The 16,729-nt window shown below is 65.5% G+C and carries 14 protein-coding genes and 3 pseudogenes; 7 read left to right on the forward strand and 10 right to left on the reverse strand.

Annotated elements, in window-relative coordinates; all coding sequences use genetic code 11:
• Window position 1: 1 nt before the first annotated feature.
• The 4 genes from ACG873_RS19485 to ACG873_RS19500 are packed head-to-tail and all read right to left on the reverse strand — an operon-like array spanning window position 2 to window position 5,258.
• Window positions 2–562 carry a sarcosine oxidase subunit gamma gene (locus ACG873_RS19485; RefSeq protein ID WP_394886847.1) on the reverse strand — a complete coding sequence of 187 codons (561 nt, stop codon included), beginning with the start codon at window positions 560–562 and terminating at the stop codon, window positions 2–4.
• A complete protein-coding gene (locus ACG873_RS19490) occupies window positions 555–3,548 on the reverse strand; it encodes a sarcosine oxidase subunit alpha (RefSeq protein ID WP_394886849.1) in 2,994 nt (997 codons plus the stop codon). The genes ACG873_RS19485 and ACG873_RS19490 overlap by 8 nt, the downstream gene beginning before the upstream one ends.
• Before the next feature lie 53 nt (window positions 3,549–3,601).
• Window positions 3,602–3,988 (reverse strand): sarcosine oxidase subunit delta, encoded by a 387-nt coding sequence (locus tag ACG873_RS19495; RefSeq protein ID WP_394886850.1) that lies wholly within the window; start codon window positions 3,986–3,988, stop codon window positions 3,602–3,604.
• 16 nt (window positions 3,989–4,004) lie between these two features.
• Window positions 4,005–5,258, reverse strand: coding sequence for a sarcosine oxidase subunit beta (locus ACG873_RS19500; RefSeq protein WP_394886852.1), 1,254 nt, complete (start codon window positions 5,256–5,258; stop codon window positions 4,005–4,007).
• 242 nt (window positions 5,259–5,500) lie between these two features.
• Here ACG873_RS19500 and ACG873_RS19505 point away from each other — a divergent pair.
• From ACG873_RS19505 to ACG873_RS19535, 7 genes and pseudogenes are all read left to right on the forward strand, one after another.
• Window positions 5,501–5,800 (forward strand): annotated as a pseudogene (locus tag ACG873_RS19505) (PadR family transcriptional regulator); the annotation flags it as partial.
• A 133-nt stretch (window positions 5,801–5,933) separates the two neighbouring features.
• Window positions 5,934–6,074, forward strand: a complete 141-nt coding sequence (locus tag ACG873_RS19510) for a hypothetical protein (protein WP_394893819.1) — start codon at window positions 5,934–5,936, stop codon at window positions 6,072–6,074.
• Window positions 6,075–6,272: 198 nt separating this feature from the next.
• Complete coding sequence (locus ACG873_RS19515; RefSeq protein WP_394886853.1) at window positions 6,273–7,043, forward strand: SDR family oxidoreductase; 771 nt, start codon at window positions 6,273–6,275, stop codon at window positions 7,041–7,043.
• 453 nt (window positions 7,044–7,496) lie between these two features.
• Entirely contained in the window at window positions 7,497–7,760 is a 264-nt protein-coding gene (gene rpsU, locus ACG873_RS19520) for a 30S ribosomal protein S21 (RefSeq protein ID WP_394886855.1), read from the forward strand.
• Between the two features lie 100 nt (window positions 7,761–7,860).
• The gene (locus ACG873_RS19525; protein WP_394886857.1) at window positions 7,861–8,706 is read left to right on the forward strand and encodes a tetratricopeptide repeat protein; all 846 of its coding nucleotides are present in this window, start codon (window positions 7,861–7,863) and stop codon (window positions 8,704–8,706) included.
• A gap of 77 nt (window positions 8,707–8,783) precedes the next feature.
• Window positions 8,784–9,271, forward strand: a pseudogene (locus ACG873_RS19530) (DUF992 domain-containing protein).
• Window positions 9,272–9,406: 135 nt separating this feature from the next.
• Complete coding sequence (locus ACG873_RS19535; protein WP_394886858.1) at window positions 9,407–10,834, forward strand: MFS transporter; 1,428 nt, start codon at window positions 9,407–9,409, stop codon at window positions 10,832–10,834.
• 14 nt (window positions 10,835–10,848) lie between these two features.
• On the opposite strand, the gene ACG873_RS19540 is transcribed toward ACG873_RS19535, so the two are convergent.
• From ACG873_RS19540 to ACG873_RS19565, 6 genes and pseudogenes are all read right to left on the reverse strand, one after another.
• Entirely contained in the window at window positions 10,849–11,661 is an 813-nt protein-coding gene (locus ACG873_RS19540) for an IclR family transcriptional regulator (protein ID WP_394886859.1), read from the reverse strand.
• Between the two features lie 72 nt (window positions 11,662–11,733).
• Window positions 11,734–12,934, reverse strand: a pseudogene (locus tag ACG873_RS19545) (aminotransferase class V-fold PLP-dependent enzyme).
• Between the two features lie 48 nt (window positions 12,935–12,982).
• A complete protein-coding gene (locus tag ACG873_RS19550; RefSeq protein WP_394886861.1) occupies window positions 12,983–13,474 on the reverse strand; it encodes a RidA family protein in 492 nt (163 codons plus the stop codon).
• Window positions 13,475–13,485: 11 nt separating this feature from the next.
• Window positions 13,486–14,499, reverse strand: a complete 1,014-nt coding sequence (locus tag ACG873_RS19555) for an ABC transporter ATP-binding protein (RefSeq protein WP_394886863.1) — start codon at window positions 14,497–14,499, stop codon at window positions 13,486–13,488.
• Window positions 14,496–15,506 (reverse strand): ABC transporter ATP-binding protein, encoded by a 1,011-nt coding sequence (locus tag ACG873_RS19560; RefSeq protein WP_394886864.1) that lies wholly within the window; start codon window positions 15,504–15,506, stop codon window positions 14,496–14,498. Before ACG873_RS19560 ends, ACG873_RS19555 begins: the two co-directional genes overlap by 4 nt.
• Window positions 15,503–16,729, reverse strand: a complete 1,227-nt coding sequence (locus tag ACG873_RS19565) for an amidohydrolase/deacetylase family metallohydrolase (RefSeq protein WP_394886866.1) — start codon at window positions 16,727–16,729, stop codon at window positions 15,503–15,505. Before ACG873_RS19565 ends, ACG873_RS19560 begins: the two co-directional genes overlap by 4 nt.

Raw genomic sequence — 16,729 nt, forward strand, 5'->3', positions numbered from 1 at the left:
GTCAGGCCGCAGCGTCGCGCGCGGCTTCGATGAGGAAGGCAAAAGCGTAGTCGGCAAAAGAACGCCAGCATTCGACGCGGAAGGCGTCCTCGGCGGTGCGCAGAAGCACGATTTCTACCTTGCCCAATATGGTGCGCGAGCAGGCGCCTACGGGAAAGGCCGCGAGCGACAGATCCTGCGGGCAGCCGGCATTGATCGCGGCAGCAGCGGCCGGCCCGGTGACCGAGATGGCGACGTTGCGGTGCGAGATACCGACCGCTGAATGCAGCGCCTTGACGCCGGCGCAGTCGGCCAGCGGATCACGGCCGCCCTCGTCGATCACGAGCCATTCGTCCGGCCCGAGCCACAGCGCCGATCGCTTGCCTTTGCTGGCCGAGTTTTTGGGCGCAGTGGGCAGCGTCAAGCCGAGAGCCTTGGACAAAGCGCCAAGAGAAGCGGCCGGCGCACGCAGCGAGATGCGGTCGGCGGGTTGCAGCACCGTCAGCCTGACATCCTTCGCGCCGAACTCGCGGCCGGACAAAGCCGGCGCGCGCGCGGCGATCCTCGATACTGCGTCAGCCATTGAGGCGGCCTCCCTTCTCGTCGAAGAACACGGGCGAGCACACCTCGACCTCGATGACACTATCCGGCATCGGAACGTAAAGCGTCTTGCCCATCATGGCGCGGCCGTCGGCAACAAGCGCCATGGCGATGGAGCGGTCGCAATTTTCCGACCAATAGCTGGAGGTGACGTGGCCGATCATCTTAATTGGCACTGGCTGTTTCGGATCCGCAACGATCTGCGCGCCCTCTTCCAGCACAATTTTAGGGTCTTTTGTCTTCAGGCCGACAAGCTGCTTGCGGCCGGGGGCGGCGAGATCGGGCCGGGTCAGGCCGCGAATGCCGACGAAGTCGGTCTTTTTCTTGCCGGCCGCCCAGTCGAGCCCGGCATCGTTCGGGGTGACCGTGCCGTCGGTGTCCTGGCCGACAATTATATAACCCTTTTCGGCCCGGAGCACATGCATCGTTTCGGTACCGTAAGCACAGGCGCCGTGCTTCTGGCCCTCGGCCCAGAGCGCTTCCCAGACAGCCAGGCCGTAGTCCGCCGGCACGTTGACCTCGAAGCCGCGATCGCCGGTGAACGACATGCGGAACAGCCTGGTCGGCACGCCGCAGATCTTTCCCTCACGCACCGACATATGCGGCAGCGCCTCGTCGGACATGTCGATGCCTTCGACCAGCGGCTCGATGATCTTTCGGGAGTTCGGCCCCTGAATGGCGATCACCGCCCACTGCTCGGAGATCGAGGTCAGCCAGACGTTGAGATGCGGGAACTCGGTCTGGAGGTAGTCCTCCATGTGGTTCATGACGCGGGCCGCGCCGCCGGTCGTCGTGGTGACATGGAAGCGGTCGGGCGCGAGGCGGCCGACCACGCCGTCATCATAGATAAAACCGTCCTCGCGCAGCATGATGCCGTAGCGACAGCGGCCGGCATCCAGCTTCTCCCAAGGATTGGTGTAGAGCAGTTCCATGAACTTCGCCGCGTCCGAGCCGACCACCTCGATCTTGCCGAGGGTGGAGGCGTCGAACAGGCCGGCGGACCGGCGCACGGTGACGCATTCGCGGTTGACGGCGGCGTGCATGTCCTCGCCGGCCTTCGGAAAATACCAGGCGCGCTTCCACTGGCCGACATCCTCGAACACCGCGCCGTGGGCTTCCGCCCAGGCGTGCGTCGCCGTCTTGCGGGTCGGGTCGAACAGCGCACCGCGGCCATGGTTGACGATGGCCCCGAAGGTGACCGGCGTATAGGGCGCGCGGAAGGTGGTGAGGCCGACCTCCGGGATTTCCTTTCCGAGCGTCTCGGCGGCAATGGCCAGGCCGTGCATGTTGGAGGTCTTGCCCTGGTCGGTCGCCATGCCGGTGGTGGTGAAGCGCTTGACATGCTCGATCGAGCGCATGCCTTCCTTTACGGCGAGGCGGATATCCTTGGCGGTAACGTCATTCTGGAAATCGACAAAGGCTTTTACGGTTTTATCCGGACCCGCGCCGGGGGCGGCACCAAGCATGTTGCCGGCTAAGCTTTCGCTGCTCGCGGCCTTCGGCCTGGGGGATTTCAGGGCTTTGCCGCCGAAATCCCTCGCGGCCTTCTCGCCGGCGGCGTACGCCTCGTCGACAGCCGTCGTGACATCGTCCGTGCCGTTGCAGGCGCCGACAGACACGCAATCCTGTGCGTAGGCTCCGGGCAGGAAGCGCTTTGTGGCGTCGTCGAAGGCGACCTTGCCGCGCGACTGCGAGAAGAGGTGCACCGACGGCGTCCAGCCCGACGACATCAGGACGGCGTCGACCGGAATGGTGCGTTCGCCGCCGCCGCTCTTCGGCTGGATGGTCATGGAGGAGACGCGCAGCTTGCCGCCCGCCCTGATGACGGCGCGGCCATGATTGACTTCGATGCCGAGCGCCCTCGCCTCGTCGACTGCCGGACTGGAGGGGTTGTCGCGCAGGTCGACGATCGCGGCGATGTTGACGCCGGCCTTCTTCAGGTCGATGGCTGCCGCATAGGCGGTATCGTTGGCGGTGTAGACGCCGACATTGCGGCCGACCGTCACGCCGTAATGATTGAGATAGGTACGCGCCGCCGAGGCGAGCATCACGCCCGGCCGGTCATTGTCGGCGAACACCATGTGGCGCTCGATCGAGCCGGTGGCGAGGATGACGCGCTTGGCGCGGACCTGCCAAAGGCGCTCGCGCGGCAGCCCGTCGCCGGGCCTGGCGAGATGGTCGGTGACACGCTCGACAAGGCCGACGAAATTCTGCGCGTAATAGCCGAAGGCGGTGGTGCGCGGCAGAACGCGGACATTCTCCATCGCCGCGAGCTTTGCCACGGTCGCTTGCGCCCAGGCCCAGCCGTTCGCGCCGTCGACCGAAGCGCCCGCCTCGAACCGCAACGCGCCGCCGAATTCGGCCTGCTCGTCGCAGACGATTACACGGACGCCGGTTTCGGCGGCAGCCAATGCCGCGGCGATGCCGGCAGCGCCGCCGCCAAGCACAAGCACGTCGCAATGGGCGAAGCGCGAGGCGTAATGATCGGGATCGGGCTGGTCAGGTGCGACGCCGAGGCCGGCGGCGGCGCGGATGCGCGGCTCGTAAAGCGCCTTCCACGCGGCCTTTGGCCACATGAAGGTCTTGTAGTAGAAGCCGGCCGAGAACATGCCGCCGGCGCGGTCGGACGCGGCGCCCACGTCGAAGGCGAGCGAGGGCCAGCGGTTCTGCGAGTGCGCGGTCAGCCCGTCATAGAGTTCCTGCACGGTGGCGCGGACGTTCGGCGTCTTCCGCGCCGCGTCGCGCTCGACCTGGACCAGCGCGTTGGGCTCCTCGGCGCCTGCCGAAAGAATGCCGCGCGGGCGGTGGTATTTGAACGAGCGGCCGACGAGGTGGACGCCGTTGGCGAGTAGCGCGGAGGCCAGCGTGTCGCCCTCGACGCCGGCGAAGGAGCGGCCGTCGAACGAGAAGCGCGCGGTCTTTGACTGTGCCAGGCGGCCATGGCCGGAGATGCGATAGTTGGCCGCCATTTATGCGATCTCCACTGATGCCGAGTGCAGTCGCAGCCGTTGACGATTGACCATCACGCTTCCCCCTTCTTCGCCGACTTCCGCTTCGCCGCCGGCTTCTTCACGTTGAGCTGGTCGGGCGGCCGGTTGGCCCACGCAGCCGGACCGCTTTCCGCGATTGCGGCGAGGTCGGGCCTCGGCTCGCCGGCCTTGTAGGTCATGACGAACTTGTCGGTGACGGTGTCGCGCGCGGCGTTGAAGAAGCGCGCGCAGCCATGCATGTGCCGCCAGCGCTCGAAGATAATCCCCTTCGGGTTGGAGCGTATGAAGAAGAACTTTTCGAAATCCTCGTCGCTTGTCGCGGTGATATTCGACGGCCGCGCGATATGCGCCTCGCCGGCGTTGCGGAATTCGAGCTCGGGACGCTCTTCCTCGCAATAGGGGCAGCGGATCAACAGCATGATTTTCTCTCGGGGCTTAGTGCGCGACCGCCGCCGCCGCCGCTTCGTCGATCAGGCGGCCGGTGCGGAAGCGTTCGATGGTGAAGGGCGCGTTGATCGGGTGCGGCTCGTCGCGGGCGATGGTGTGGGCGAAGACGTTGCCGGAGCCCGGCGTCGCCTTGAAGCCGCCCGTGCCCCAGCCGCAATTTACGTAGAGCCCCTTGACCGGCGTCTTGGCCAGGATTGGCGAGCGGTCGGGCGTCACGTCGACGATGCCGCCCCAGGAGCGCAGCATCTTCATGCGCGTAAACATCGGGAACATCTCGCAGATGGCGTCGAGCGTGTGGTTGAGGATGTGGAGCCCACCCGTTTGTGAATAGGAAATATACTGGTCGGTGCCGGCGCCAATGACCAGTTCGCCCTTGTCGGACTGCGAGATGTAGGCGTGGACGGTGTTGGACATGACCACGCACGGAAACACCGGCTTGACCGGTTCCGACACCAGCGCCTGCAGCGGATAGCTTTCTAGCGGCATCCTGACGCCGGCCATGTTCATGATGACGGAGGAATGGCCCGCCGCGACGACGCCGACCTTCTTCGCGCCGATGAAACCCCTGCTGGTCTCGACGCCCGTCACCTGGCCGCCGGGAGCGCGCTTGATCCCGGTGACCTCGCAGTTCTGGATGATGTGGACGCCGCGCGCCGAGGCCGCGCGCGCATAGCCCCACGCGACCGCGTCGTGGCGTGCCGTGCCGCCGCGGCGCTGGAGGGATGCGCCGACCACGGGATAGCGCGCGTCGCGCGAAATGTTGAGCGGCGGGCAGAATTCCTTGGCCTGCTCCGGCGTCAGCCATTCATTGTCGATGCCGTTCAGCCGGTTGGCATGGACGTGGCGCTTGAGCACCTGAATGTCGTGGACGTTGTGCGCCAGCATCATGACGCCGCGCGCCGAATACATGACGTTGTAGTTCAGATCCTGGGAGAGCCCGTCCCACAGCTTCAGGGCGTGGTCGTAAATGCCGGCCGATTCGTCGTAGAGATAATTGGAGCGGATGATGGTGGTGTTGCGGCCGGTGTTGCCGCCGCCGAGCCAGCCCTTTTCCAGCACCGCGACATTGGTGATGCCGTGCTCCTTGGCGAGGTAGTAGGCGGTCGCCAGGCCATGGCCGCCCGCTCCGACGATGATCACGTCGTATTCGGCCTTCGGCTCGGGCGAGGACCACTGCTCCTCCCAGCCCCTATTGCCGCGCATCGCCTCGCGGGCGATCGCAAATACCGAATATTTCCGCATCTTTTTGGCCCCGCGAATGCCGCAACCGATCGGCTGTCGTTCAGAAAGCGAGGCATACCACTAGCGAAAAGCCGATGTCACCTTTGCGCTGTTTGCGACGGCGATTGCCGCTTTGCGCCGGACGACCAGCCCTTCCAGATCGGCCGGGCAGGCCCAGGAGCCAAATTCTTCGTCGAGGGGCTTGCATAAGATGCAACTTAGATATATCTAAGTTGCATCTTAACATATCGAAAGAGATTGAAATGAACCCCTTCAGACATTGCGGCCACAGCCGCCACAACTGGAAATCCCGAGGGCCGCACGGCCATTTCGCCGAACGCGCCGAGCATCGCCATGGCGGCGGACGCGGCGGCAGGCGGCGCATCTTCGACCAGGGCGATCTCCGCCTTGTCGTGCTGCAACTGATTTCGGAAAAGCCGCGCCACGGCTACGACATCATCCGCGCTATCGAGGAAAAGGTCGGCGGCGCCTACAGCCCGAGCCCAGGCGTCGTCTATCCGACGCTGACCCTGCTCGAAGACATCGGCCATGTCCGCGTGACGACCGACGAAAGCGCCAGAAAACTCCACGAGATCACGCCGGAAGGAACCGAGTTTCTCGAGCCGCAACCGCGAGGCGGTCGACGCGCTCTTCGCGCGAATGGCGGGTATCCAGCAGGCGCAGGGCCAGAGCGCGATGCCGCAGATCGTCCGCGCGACCGAGAATTTCAACCTCGCGCTCAGGATGCGGCTCAGCCGTCAACCATTGACCAACGAGCAGGCCAACGCCATCGCCGCGATCATCGATCAGGCGGCGACGGCGGTCGAGCAGAGCTGACCGTTCAGGGTAGCAGGCCGGCGGCAGGCATCGCCGGTCCGCCGGCAGGCCGTCTTGCGGCCGCTCGGCTTTCCACCTCGCGAGCGAAATCTCGACTTCGTCCTTCCGCACGTATCGGGTGGCTGGCCTTCGTCCGATTTGCGACCACGGTCGTCGAAGCCGGCAACCGCCGGTGGGAAATCGGAAGGGCTTAAGAAAATGTTTTCACTCGTGAACAAGGTTGCGATCGTCACCGGCGCAAGCTCTGGCATTGGGCGGGCCACGGCGCTGCTGTTTGCCGAACAGGGCGCGCGCGTTGTCGTCGCCGCACGGCGGCAGGCCGAACTTGACGCGCTGGTTGAGGAAATCGCCGAGGCCGGAGGCGAGGCTGTCGCCTTGGCCGGCGATGTTCGGGATGAAGCTTATGCGAGGGCGCTGGTCGAACTGGCAGTGAAGAAGTTCGGCGGCTTGGACATCGCGTTCAACAATGCCGGCATGGTTGGCAATGCGGGTTCGGTGCCGGAGATGACGCTGGAAAGCTGGCGCGAAACGCTCGACACCAATTTGAACAGCGCATTTCTCGGCGCCAAATACCAGATCCCCGCGATGATCGAGCGCGGCGGCGGTTCACTGATCTTCACCTCGACCTTCGTCGGCCACACTGTCGGTTTTCCCGGCATGGCGGCTTACGCGGCGAGCAAGGCCGGACTGATAGGCCTGACGCAGGTGCTCGCCGCCGAATACGGAGCCAAGGGCGTTCGCGTCAACGCGCTGCTTCCGGGCGGCACCGACACGCCGGCGAGCATCACCAACGCGCCGGGCGCCGGACCCGAGGTGCTGGCGTTTGTGGAAGGGCTGCATGCGCTGAAGCGCATCGCGAGGCCGGAAGAGATCGCGCGGGCGGCGCTCTATCTCGCCTCCGACGCGTCAAGCTTCACCACCGGCGCAGCACTTCTGGCCGATGGCGGCGTCTCGATCAACCGCACGTAAGGTACCGCCAAGCGCAGGCGGCTGACGCTATCTGCTTTTCGGCAACGGCAACGGCAACTGCCGCGCTGCAAGCGCGAGATCGGGAATGCGAGGCTGGCGGCCGGATAGGGCCAGCCGCCAGCCGGCTGGTGCCCTTTTGGATTGGATCTGGATCCCCCCAAAAGCCCATGCGGGAAAAATTATATCATATTGGCTTCGGCTGAACACCTTCTTCCAGCGTTCTTCACAGTGCTGGGAGAATTTGCCGGAAGCAAATGCGCCATTGCCATCGATTGCCGCAGGATCTACATTGATCCGACGGCGACTGGGCAAGCGATGCAATAGCGGGCTTCCCTCTCGACATTCCCCTCTGATTCTGCTAACAGCCAGCGCAATTCGCGGTGGCGACCGCCGCGGAGGCATAGGTCTATTGGCCGTTGCCTTTTGATTTTAAACCGAAAGACAGGATTGCCCGTGCAGGTACTCGTCCGCGACAACAATGTTGATCAGGCGCTTCGCGCGCTCAAGAAAAAGATGCAGCGCGAAGGCATCTTCCGCGAAATGAAGATGCGCGGACACTATGAGAAGCCCTCCGAAAAGCGCGCCCGCGAGAAGGCTGAAGCCGTCCGCCGCGCCCGCAAGCTGGCCCGCAAGCGCGCACAGCGCGAAGGCCTGCTGCCGATGACGCCGCGCCCGGTTGCCGCCGCAGGCGCCGGAGCTCCGCGCACGCCGCGCTGATCCGCCAATATTTCGTCCTTTTCAAAGCATACCGGAGGTGGGGCGATGGTAAGTCGCCACCACCTTTTTCTTTGACCGGCAGCCTGAGGAAGCACCATTGATGAACGCATTGCCTGGCAACCGCAAACTCTCGGGACGCGGCTTCGCAATGCTTGCGGCCATGATTTCCGGCTTTGCGCTGGCCGGCTGCACGACCACCCCAACGGGCGAACTGGCGACCATCGAGGTGGCGCAGGGCTCCGACGAGAACATCTCGTCGCTGTCGGCCGTCATCGACCGCAATCCGAGCGACCCGGAAGCCTATAATGTGCGCGGATCGGCCTATGGCCGCGGAGGCAAATATCGCGAAGCGCTCAGGGATTTCGACAAGGCGCTGGAGCTGCGCCCGGATTTCTACCAGGCCTACGCCAACCGCGCCCTGATCCACCGCTTCCTCGGCGACCAGGCGAGTGCGCTGGCCGACTACAACCGCTCGATCCAGCTCAACCCCAGCTACGACGCCGCCTATATCGGCCGCGGCAATCTCTACCGCAAGGCGGGCCGCGTGCAGGAGGCGTTCAACGATTTCCAGAAAGCAATCCAGCTCGACACCACGGACCCGCGCGCCTACCACAATCGCGGCCTGATCTATCAGTCGCAGGGCCAGCACAATTTCGCCATCGAGGATTTCTCGACCGCGATCTCTCTCGCCCCCGACGCCGCCGAACCCTATAACGGCCGCGGCCTTTCCTATATCGCCACCAACGACGAGGAAAACGCCTTCGCCGACTTCAACATGGCCATCAAGCTCGACGGCAAGATCGCCGAGAGCTGGGCCAACCAGGCGCTGATCTACGAGCGCCGCGGCGACAAGGCGAAGGCGGCGAAATCCTATGCCCGCGCCGCCCAGCTGGATCCCAATTACAAGCCCGCCGTCGAAGGCCTGGCCCGCACCCGCGCCAGCTGAGCGGACGCGTTAGCCGCGCCGGAACCATGTCTGCCGCCGTCAGTTTATCGAGCTGAACGGCACGAAGGAGACATGAGGTGAAAACTTCGATCATCACGGCCGCCGCTACCGCCGCGCTCTCGGCCGTCGCCTTCGCCGCCCAGGCCCAGCAGGGCGGCGTCGAGATCGGGCTCCTGGACTGTCAGGTGGAAGGCGGAACCGGCTTCATCGTCGGCTCGACCAAGGACGTCAGATGCACCTACAGGCCGGCTGACCAGTCTTTCGCCCCCGAAAGCTATTTCGGCGCGATCAACAAGATCGGCCTCGATGTCGGCACTACCGGAACCACCTACATACAATGGGCCGTGCTGGCGCCCAGCACCAACGTCTATGCGCCGGGCGCGCTGGCCGGCGACTATTTCGAGTAAGCGCCGAGGCATCCGCGGCCGCCGGCGCCGGCGCGAACCTGCTCGTCGGAGGCTCGAACCAGACCTTCACATTGCAGCCTTTGAGCCTGCAGGCGCAGACCGGCGTCAACATCGCTCTCGGCGTCACCGAGTTCGAGTTGCGCAGCGTCTCGAACTGACCGGTGCAGCCTGCAAAGTTCGATCACGCTGGCTTCCGGGTCCCGCAATCTCTCCGTTCCCGTACTTGCTGGCCTCACCGCTTCTTCTTGCTGGACGCGGCGGGCCGCCCTATCCATGGCCGCGACGAGGCGGCCATGACTTACACCGAGGCGGAAAGAGTGGACTGGCGGGCGCTGTGGGCGAGCGGCGATCTGGCGCGTTTCTGCTTCATCAGCCTCGGCATCCTGCTGCACGCCACCAACGAAACCATGGTCGCGACAGTCATGCCGGCGATGGTCGGCGACCTGTCGGGAGTGGAACTGGTCGGCTGGTCGCTTGCGGTCTACGAGATCGGCGCGATCACCGCGGGTGCTGCGGCGGGCCGGATGGTCAGCTACGTGCCGCTGCGCACCAACATGATGGCCGCCGCACTGCTCTATGCGGCCGGCGCGCTGATCTGCGCCATGGCGCCCTCCATGCCTGTGTTCCTGGCCGGCCGCGTGGTCGAGGGGCTTGGCGGCGGCGCGCTGGTGTCGCTCGCCTTCGTGTCGGTCGAGCGGCTGTTTCCCCGCAAAATATGGCCGCAGCTTTTCGGCGTCATGTCGGCGATCTGGGGTGTCGCCGCCTTCTCCGGTCCGCTGATCGGCGCGCTGCTCTCGCAGTATTTCTCCTGGCGCTGGGCCTTCGGTGTGTTCGTCTTCGGCGGCCTTGCCATGGCAATCGCCTGCTACGCCGTGCTGCGCAGCCCGGAGGCGACGACGCGCAAGGCCGCCGGAACCGCACTGCCGCCCTTTCCCTTCGCCGCGCTCGCATGCCTTGCGTCGAGCGTGCTGCTGATCGCGCTTGCCGGCGTCGATATCGAGATGCTGCGCTCGTCGCTGTTCCTGCTCGCCGGCCTCGCAGGGCTTGCGCTGTTCTTCCTGCTCGACGCGCGGAAGCCCCGCTCGCGGCTGTTTCCGACAAGGCCGTTCGACCCACGCTCCGCCGTCGGCAGCGGCATGATCATGGTGTTCGCCTTCTCGATCGCGACATGCTCCTTCGCACTCTACGGCCCGCTGATCCTGACAACTCTGCACGATATTCCGCTGCTGACGACGGGCTACATCATCGCCGCCGAATCGATCGCGTGGTCGATCCTCTCGATACTGGTCGCCAACGCGCCGCCGCGCAGCGAGCGGGCGATCATCATCGGCGGAGCGTCGATGATCGCGGCCGGAATAGCCGGTTTCGCCTATGCCGTGCCGCTTGGATCGGTGCCGCTGATCCTGTTTTGCGCGGTGCTGCAGGGTGGCGGCTTCGGCATCGCCTGGCCGTTCGTCACGCGCGTCATCGTGGCGACCGCCGACCCGGCCGAAAGCACGGTGGCGTCATCGGGCGTGCCGACCATGCAGCGCATCGGCTACGCGGTCGGCGCGGCCATGACCGGCATTATCGCCAACGCGGTCGGTTTTTCTGAAGGGCTCAGCGCCGAAACATCCGCCGGTGTGGCTTCCTGGATTTTCCTCACGTTCCTGCCGCTGGGGCTAATCGGTTGCCTGGCGGCTGTGAAGCTGACCCGCGATTCGCGGGCTCTGCCAGCCTAACCAACAGACTGGCGCTACACCCTGCCCGGCCGCCAGCCGAGACGCGATTCGATGCGGCGCGCGCTGGCTTTGACCAGCGCGATCAGGTCGGGATCCTTCTGCCTGACCTTGATGTCGGGAACCACGATCGAGATGGTGGCGCGGCATGCGCCCTGGCTGTCACGGATAGGTGCGGCTATGCAGGCGACGGAAAAGTCGGATTCGCCGGCCTGGATCGACAGCCCCTGCTCGAGCGCGGCGCGCGAACTTGCCGCTAGCACATCGGTGTTGGTTTCCGCGCGACCTGTCGGCGACGCAGTGGCCGAGCGTGCGAATATCTCGCGCCGCTCTGCCTCGGACAGGTGCCCGACCAGGAGCCGTCCCGACGCCGTCCAGTTTAGCGGGCTGCGTGTGCCGACCCGCGAGGTGACCTGGAAATGATCCGGCCCCTCTGCCATGGCCAGCACGACCATGTGGTCGCCGTCGCGGCCGCAGATCTGGATCGTCTCGCCGGAAGTCTCGGCGAGTTCCGCCATTTCCTGCGTCGCGGCGGTCAAAAGGTCGAGACTTCGCGCATAGGTCAGGCCGTAATGGTAGAGCCGCGGGCCGAGCCAGATCAGGCCGTTGTCCTGCCGGTCGAGCAGATCCTTCTCAACGAGGTCGTCGACGATGACATAGATGGTGGACAGCGGCGCGCCGATATGGCGCGCGATCTCGTAGGCGGTGGCCGGCCGCTCGACCTTCTGCAGGAAGTCGAGGATCTGCAGCGCACGGTCGATGCCGCTGGTGCGCGAGCGGCGCACCTCTGCGATGGTCGTATCGGCGGGTTTCACATCAAGGTCGGTCATTTTCCGCCGGCTGCTCGCAAGATTGCGTGTTCAAGGTACATTAGGCTGTTTCTGTCCACGCGGGAACGGCGATCAGTCCGGCCATTTCAGGATCGCCGCTTCCTGGCGCAGCAGGCGTTCGGTGAACGGCGTGACGATTACTTCGTTGGACATGCGGGCCTTTTCCAACTCCTCCATCAGCCTTGCCGCGACCTTATGCTCCTCGCCGGGATGAAGGTTGCACGGATCGAGGTAGAAGTAGCCGTGCTCGACCTCGTGGTCGCGCACGATCACCGGTGGATCGCCGGCTGCGAGACGATCGGCGAGATCCCAGGCGCTGATGCGCGCCTCGGCCGGATCGACGCTGAGCTTCAGGCGGTCGAGCGGGTTGTTGGTCGGGTCGGGCACGATCTCGACGATGACGCCGGGCCGGCCCTCGAGCCGCCTCCACCCAGCAGCCAAGGGCGCTGCGCTCGCGCGCGCGGATGCCATCATGGTCGCGCGTTTTCCAGGCGCTCAGCGCCGCGAGCGCGCCGACAATGCCTTCCTTGCCGACCTTCATGCCGCGACCGATGCCGCGGTTCTGCAGATAGACGTTGCGCACGAGTGCCTTCGGCCCGGCGACGATGCCGGAGGTCGGGCCGCCGAGGAATTTGTGGCCGGAATAAAGCACGAGGTCGGCGCCGTCGGCGAGGAAGCCCGCCAAATCATATTCGGATGCCGCGTCGACGATGACTGGCACGCCGCACTCATGCGCGACTTCGGCGAATATTTTCAGCGGGATCTGGGCGTAGTCCACGACGTGGTGCGAGACGACATAGACGGCGGCGGCGGTGCGCTCGTTGATTGCGCCGCGCAGGTGATAGGCCGACGCGCTGGTCGCCTGCCCGACTGGGACGACCTTGGCTCCGGTCAGCCTTATGCCCTGCTCGACCGGTGCGCCGTAGCTGATCATGTGGCCGGACTGGATGACGACTTCGTTCTTCAGGCCGGTCGTATCAGGCAGCCGTTCGATGGCGGCAAGATCGGAGCCGGTCATAGAGGCGGCGACCGCCAGGCTGATCGCTGCCGAGCAGGAAGCGGTGACGAAGCCCGCCTCCGCGCCGGTGAGTTCGGCGATGACCTGGCTGGCGCGGCGATGGAGGTCGCCCATCTCGACGAACTCGGTGAGGATCGCCGAAACCGCCTCGACCGCCTCTGGAACGACTATGGAAGCGCCGAGCGAGGTCATGGTTCCGGAGACGTTGATGACCGGGCGGAGGCCAAGGTCGGCACGGATATCTTTGGTCGGCATTCTGTCAGGACTCCGGGAATTCATGAATTGAACGAGTGATCGCCGGCATCAATCCACCGCCACGATGGCTTCGATCTCGACGGTGATGCGGCCGGGCAGCGAGCCGTGGCCGACGGCAGAGCGCGCATGGATGCCCCTGTCGCCGAACACTTCGATGAGAAGATCGGAGCAGCCGTTGATGACGGAGGGATGGTCGGCGAAATCGGGCGCGGCATTGACCATGCCGAACAGTTTTACCACGCGGCGCACGCGCGAAAGATCGCCCAGCGCCTCGTGCATGACCGCGATGAGATTGATACCGGTGAGCCGCGCATGGGCGTACGCCGCCTCGGCGGAAATCTCCGCGCCGACCTTGCCGGTGTGCAGGGAACCGTCGGCCTCGCTCGGGCCCTGCCCAGAAAGGTAGAGCAGGTTGCCCTCAAGCACGTGGGTGACGAAATTGGCGATCGGCGGCGGTGCGCCGGGAAGCGTGATCCCAAGCGCCTTGAGCCGGTCGTACGGCGTGGTTTCCGGACGCTTGAGAAGCTCGGAAAAGGTCATGCAAACTCCAGTCAGGATGCTGTTTCGTTGTGGCGGATACAGGCCACGAACTGGCCTCCGCCGACCGCCTCGACCGGCGGGATGGTTTCGGCGCAGGCAGGAAGCGCGAGCGGGCAGCGCGTGCGGAAGACGCAGCCCGAAGGCGGGTTGATCGGGCTCGGAATGTCGCCGTGCAGTGCTACATGCGTGCGCCGCCGGGTCGGATCGGGAATGGGCGCGGTGGCGAGCAACGCCTTGGTGTAGGGGTGGCGCGGCGCGGCGTAGACGCGGCGGCTCGGCCCCCGCTCCATGATCCGGCCGAGATACATCACCACCACTTCGTCGCAGAGATATTCGACCACCGAGAGATCGTGGGCGATGAACAGCATTGTGAGGCCGAGGCTCTTCTGCAGCTCGCTCAAAAGATTGAGCACCTGCGCCTGGACCGAGACGTCGAGCGCCGAAACGGGCTCGTCGGCGACGACGAATTCCGGCTCGACGGCGAGCGCGCGAGCGATGCCGATGCGCTGGCGCTGGCCGCCCGAAAATTCATGCGGGAAGCGCGTGGCATGATCAGGCGAGAGACCGACCAGCGTCAGCAACTCGGCGACACGCTCGGCCCGCTTCGTGCCGCGCGGAAAGCCGCGCGCGTCGAGCGCCTCGCCGATGATTGCGGCAATGCGCATGCGCGGATTTAGGCTGGAGAACGGATCCTGGAAGACGATCTGCAGCCGCCGGCGATAGGTGCGCATCTCGCGCGGCGTGAGCGAAAACAGGTCGACGCCGTCGAAGACCGCCTTGCCGGCGCTCGGCTCGACCAGCCGCAGGATGGAGCGGCCAGCGGTGGTCTTGCCCGAACCGGATTCGCCGACCAGCCCGACGGTCGCGCCCTTGCGTACCTCGAAGCTGACATCCTCGACGGCATGCACGATGCGGCCGCCGCGCCCCGGAAAATGCTTAGTCAGGCCCTCGACGCTGAGCAGGACCGGCTGTTCGGCCGGCGATTGCCAGCTCTGGTCGGGAAGGCGTTCGGCGGCGACGCTCATAGCTCGGCGCTCCTGATGCAGCGCGAAAAGCCCACGCTAGCAGCGACCAGCGGCGGCGGCGCTTCACGGCAGGCTTTCAGCGCGAATTGGCAGCGCGGCTCGAAGGCGCAGCCAGGCGGCAGCGCCGTGATCGGCGGCACGCTGCCCGGGATCGAATAGAGTGCCTGCCGCTCGCCGTCCGGGCTGATGTCGCGCGCGGCGTTCGGCGTGCAGGCGAGCAGGCCCTTGGTATAGGGATGACGCTGATGCGCGAACAAATCGTTGACCGGCGCCTGCTCGACGACGCGGCCGCCATACATGACCACGACATTGTGCGCGATTTCGGCGACGACGCCGAGATTGTGGGTGATGAACAGGATCGACATGCCGAACTGCGCCTGCAGCCGGCGCAGGAGATCGAGGATCTGCGCCTGGATGGTCACGTCGAGCGCCGTGGTCGGCTCGTCGGCGATCAGCAGCGACGGACCGCAGGCAAGGGCCATGGCGATCATGACGCGCTGGCGCATGCCGCCCGACATCTGGTGCGGATAGTCGTCGAGGCGCGACGCCGCGTCAGGAATCTCGACATGCCTCAGCATTTCAAGGGCGCGACTGCGTGCCTCGCTGCGGCTGACCGGCTCGTGCAGCGCGATCATCTCGCCGATCTGGTCGCCGACGGTGTAGAGCGGGTTCAGGCTGGTCATCGGCTCCTGGAAGATCATGGCGATCTCCCGGCCGCGAATCTTGCGGAACTCCTTCTGGCCGAAGGCGGCAAGGTCGTGGACCCGCTCCTTGCGGTCGCGAAACAGGATGCTGCCGCCGGCGATCGCGCCCGGCCGCGACAGCAAGCCCATGATCGACAGGCTGGTGACCGACTTGCCAGAGCCGGATTCGCCGACCACGGCCAGCGTCTCGCCGCGCTTCAGATCGAAGGTGACGCCGTCTACCGCCTTGGCCGTCATGCGGCGGGTCACAAACCAGGTCTTCAGGTCGCGGACCGAGAGGATGGTGTCGGCGTCGAGGGTCATGATTTCCACCCGCAATGCGGACAGGCATGCCCGCCGGCCGAACCTTCCGCCGGAACGTGCCGATGCGCGGTGACGGGCTCCGCGCCAAGGATCGCATAGCGCGGCTCGAAGAGCCGGGTGAGCCGGCTTGCCGCGCCTTGCGAATCCTTCACCGTCAGGTCGGAATCGACCACATCGAACAAGGTGAACTCGGCCGGCTTGCCAACCTCCAGCAGGTTGTCTGCCGGCAGGCGGATGGCGCGCCGCGGCGCTGTGGTCGAGGCTGCCACGACATCGTCGAGCTTCATGCCGAGCGACAGCAGCTTGGACATGGTCGTCGCCATGTCCCAGACCGATCCGTCGAGCGAACGGTTGTGCAGGTCGGTCGAGATGGTCTGCGGCTTCAACCCGCGCGACAGGGCAGCCTTCGCCACGTCGAAGGAGAAGGATGCGCCGCCATGGCCGACATCGAGCACGATGCCGCGCGCCGCCGCCTGCTCGGCGAGTTGGTAGAGATCCTCATCCTCGAGGATCGAGCCGCCGGCCTTGCCGTTGAAGCAGTGGGTGACGATGTCGCCCTCGGTCAGCACGCCGAGCACATCGTCGTAGAGCGGCGGCGGCTCGCCGACATGCACCATCAGCGGCAGTTTCAGGATGCGGCAGAGCTTTTTTGCGAGCTTGACCGGCGCGAGGTCCCAGCCGCCGGTGATGACCGCGCTGGCCCTGACCTTGAGCCCGACGATGACATCGCGGTTGGCCTCGACCGCCGCGATGGTGCGGTCGATGTCGATCGAGCGCATGTCGATCAGTTCGCTGACGCGGTTGCAGGCGACGAGGCCGATCGAGCCAAGATTGAGGAAGGCGTAGATGTTCTCGCGGGCGGGTTCGATGATGAATTCGCGCAGCCCATGGAAATTGGCCTCGCCGGCCGAACCGGCATCGACCATGGTGGTGACGCCGCGCGCCGCGCCGCACTGCTCCGGCTTGAGCGAAATGTCGGTGCCGCCATACCAGACATGGACGTGAAGATCGGTCCATCCGGGCGACACGAACGCTCCCTTCGCCTCGACGGTGCGGACGTCGCCGCCGGCTTCGATCCGCGCAGAGACTTCGGCGATGCGGCCGTCCTTGCCGATCATGATGTCGAGCGGCGCATCGGATATGGATTTTTCGCCAAAGCCGATCGGCCTTGCGCCCTTGAGGAGCAGCGGCTGGGCGGCGGGTGCGAAACGATTGCCGATCAT

Source organism: Allomesorhizobium aridi, from assembly GCF_043769475.1.
Classification (GTDB): Bacteria; Pseudomonadota; Alphaproteobacteria; order Rhizobiales; family Rhizobiaceae; genus Allomesorhizobium.

Coding starts and splice junctions, on each gene's coding strand:
- ACG873_RS19490 (WP_394886849.1), bottom strand. CDS start 3,548: ATGGCGGCCAACTATCGCATCTCCGGCCATGGCCGCCTGGCACAGTCA.
- ACG873_RS19485 (WP_394886847.1), bottom strand. CDS start 562: ATGGCTGACGCAGTATCGAGGATCGCCGCGCGCGCGCCGGCTTTGTCC.
- ACG873_RS19535 (WP_394886858.1), top strand. CDS start 9,407: ATGACTTACACCGAGGCGGAAAGAGTGGACTGGCGGGCGCTGTGGGCG.
- ACG873_RS19555 (WP_394886863.1), bottom strand. CDS start 14,499: ATGAGCGTCGCCGCCGAACGCCTTCCCGACCAGAGCTGGCAATCGCCG.
- ACG873_RS19515 (WP_394886853.1), top strand. CDS start 6,273: ATGTTTTCACTCGTGAACAAGGTTGCGATCGTCACCGGCGCAAGCTCT.
- ACG873_RS19560 (WP_394886864.1), bottom strand. CDS start 15,506: ATGACCCTCGACGCCGACACCATCCTCTCGGTCCGCGACCTGAAGACC.
- ACG873_RS19550 (WP_394886861.1), bottom strand. CDS start 13,474: ATGACCTTTTCCGAGCTTCTCAAGCGTCCGGAAACCACGCCGTACGAC.
- ACG873_RS19525 (WP_394886857.1), top strand. CDS start 7,861: ATGAACGCATTGCCTGGCAACCGCAAACTCTCGGGACGCGGCTTCGCA.
- ACG873_RS19510 (WP_394893819.1), top strand. CDS start 5,934: ATGCCGCAGATCGTCCGCGCGACCGAGAATTTCAACCTCGCGCTCAGG.
- ACG873_RS19495 (WP_394886850.1), bottom strand. CDS start 3,988: ATGCTGTTGATCCGCTGCCCCTATTGCGAGGAAGAGCGTCCCGAGCTC.
- ACG873_RS19540 (WP_394886859.1), bottom strand. CDS start 11,661: ATGACCGACCTTGATGTGAAACCCGCCGATACGACCATCGCAGAGGTG.
- ACG873_RS19565 (WP_394886866.1), bottom strand. CDS start 16,729: ATGATCGGCAATCGTTTCGCACCCGCCGCCCAGCCGCTGCTCCTCAAG.
- ACG873_RS19500 (WP_394886852.1), bottom strand. CDS start 5,258: ATGCGGAAATATTCGGTATTTGCGATCGCCCGCGAGGCGATGCGCGGC.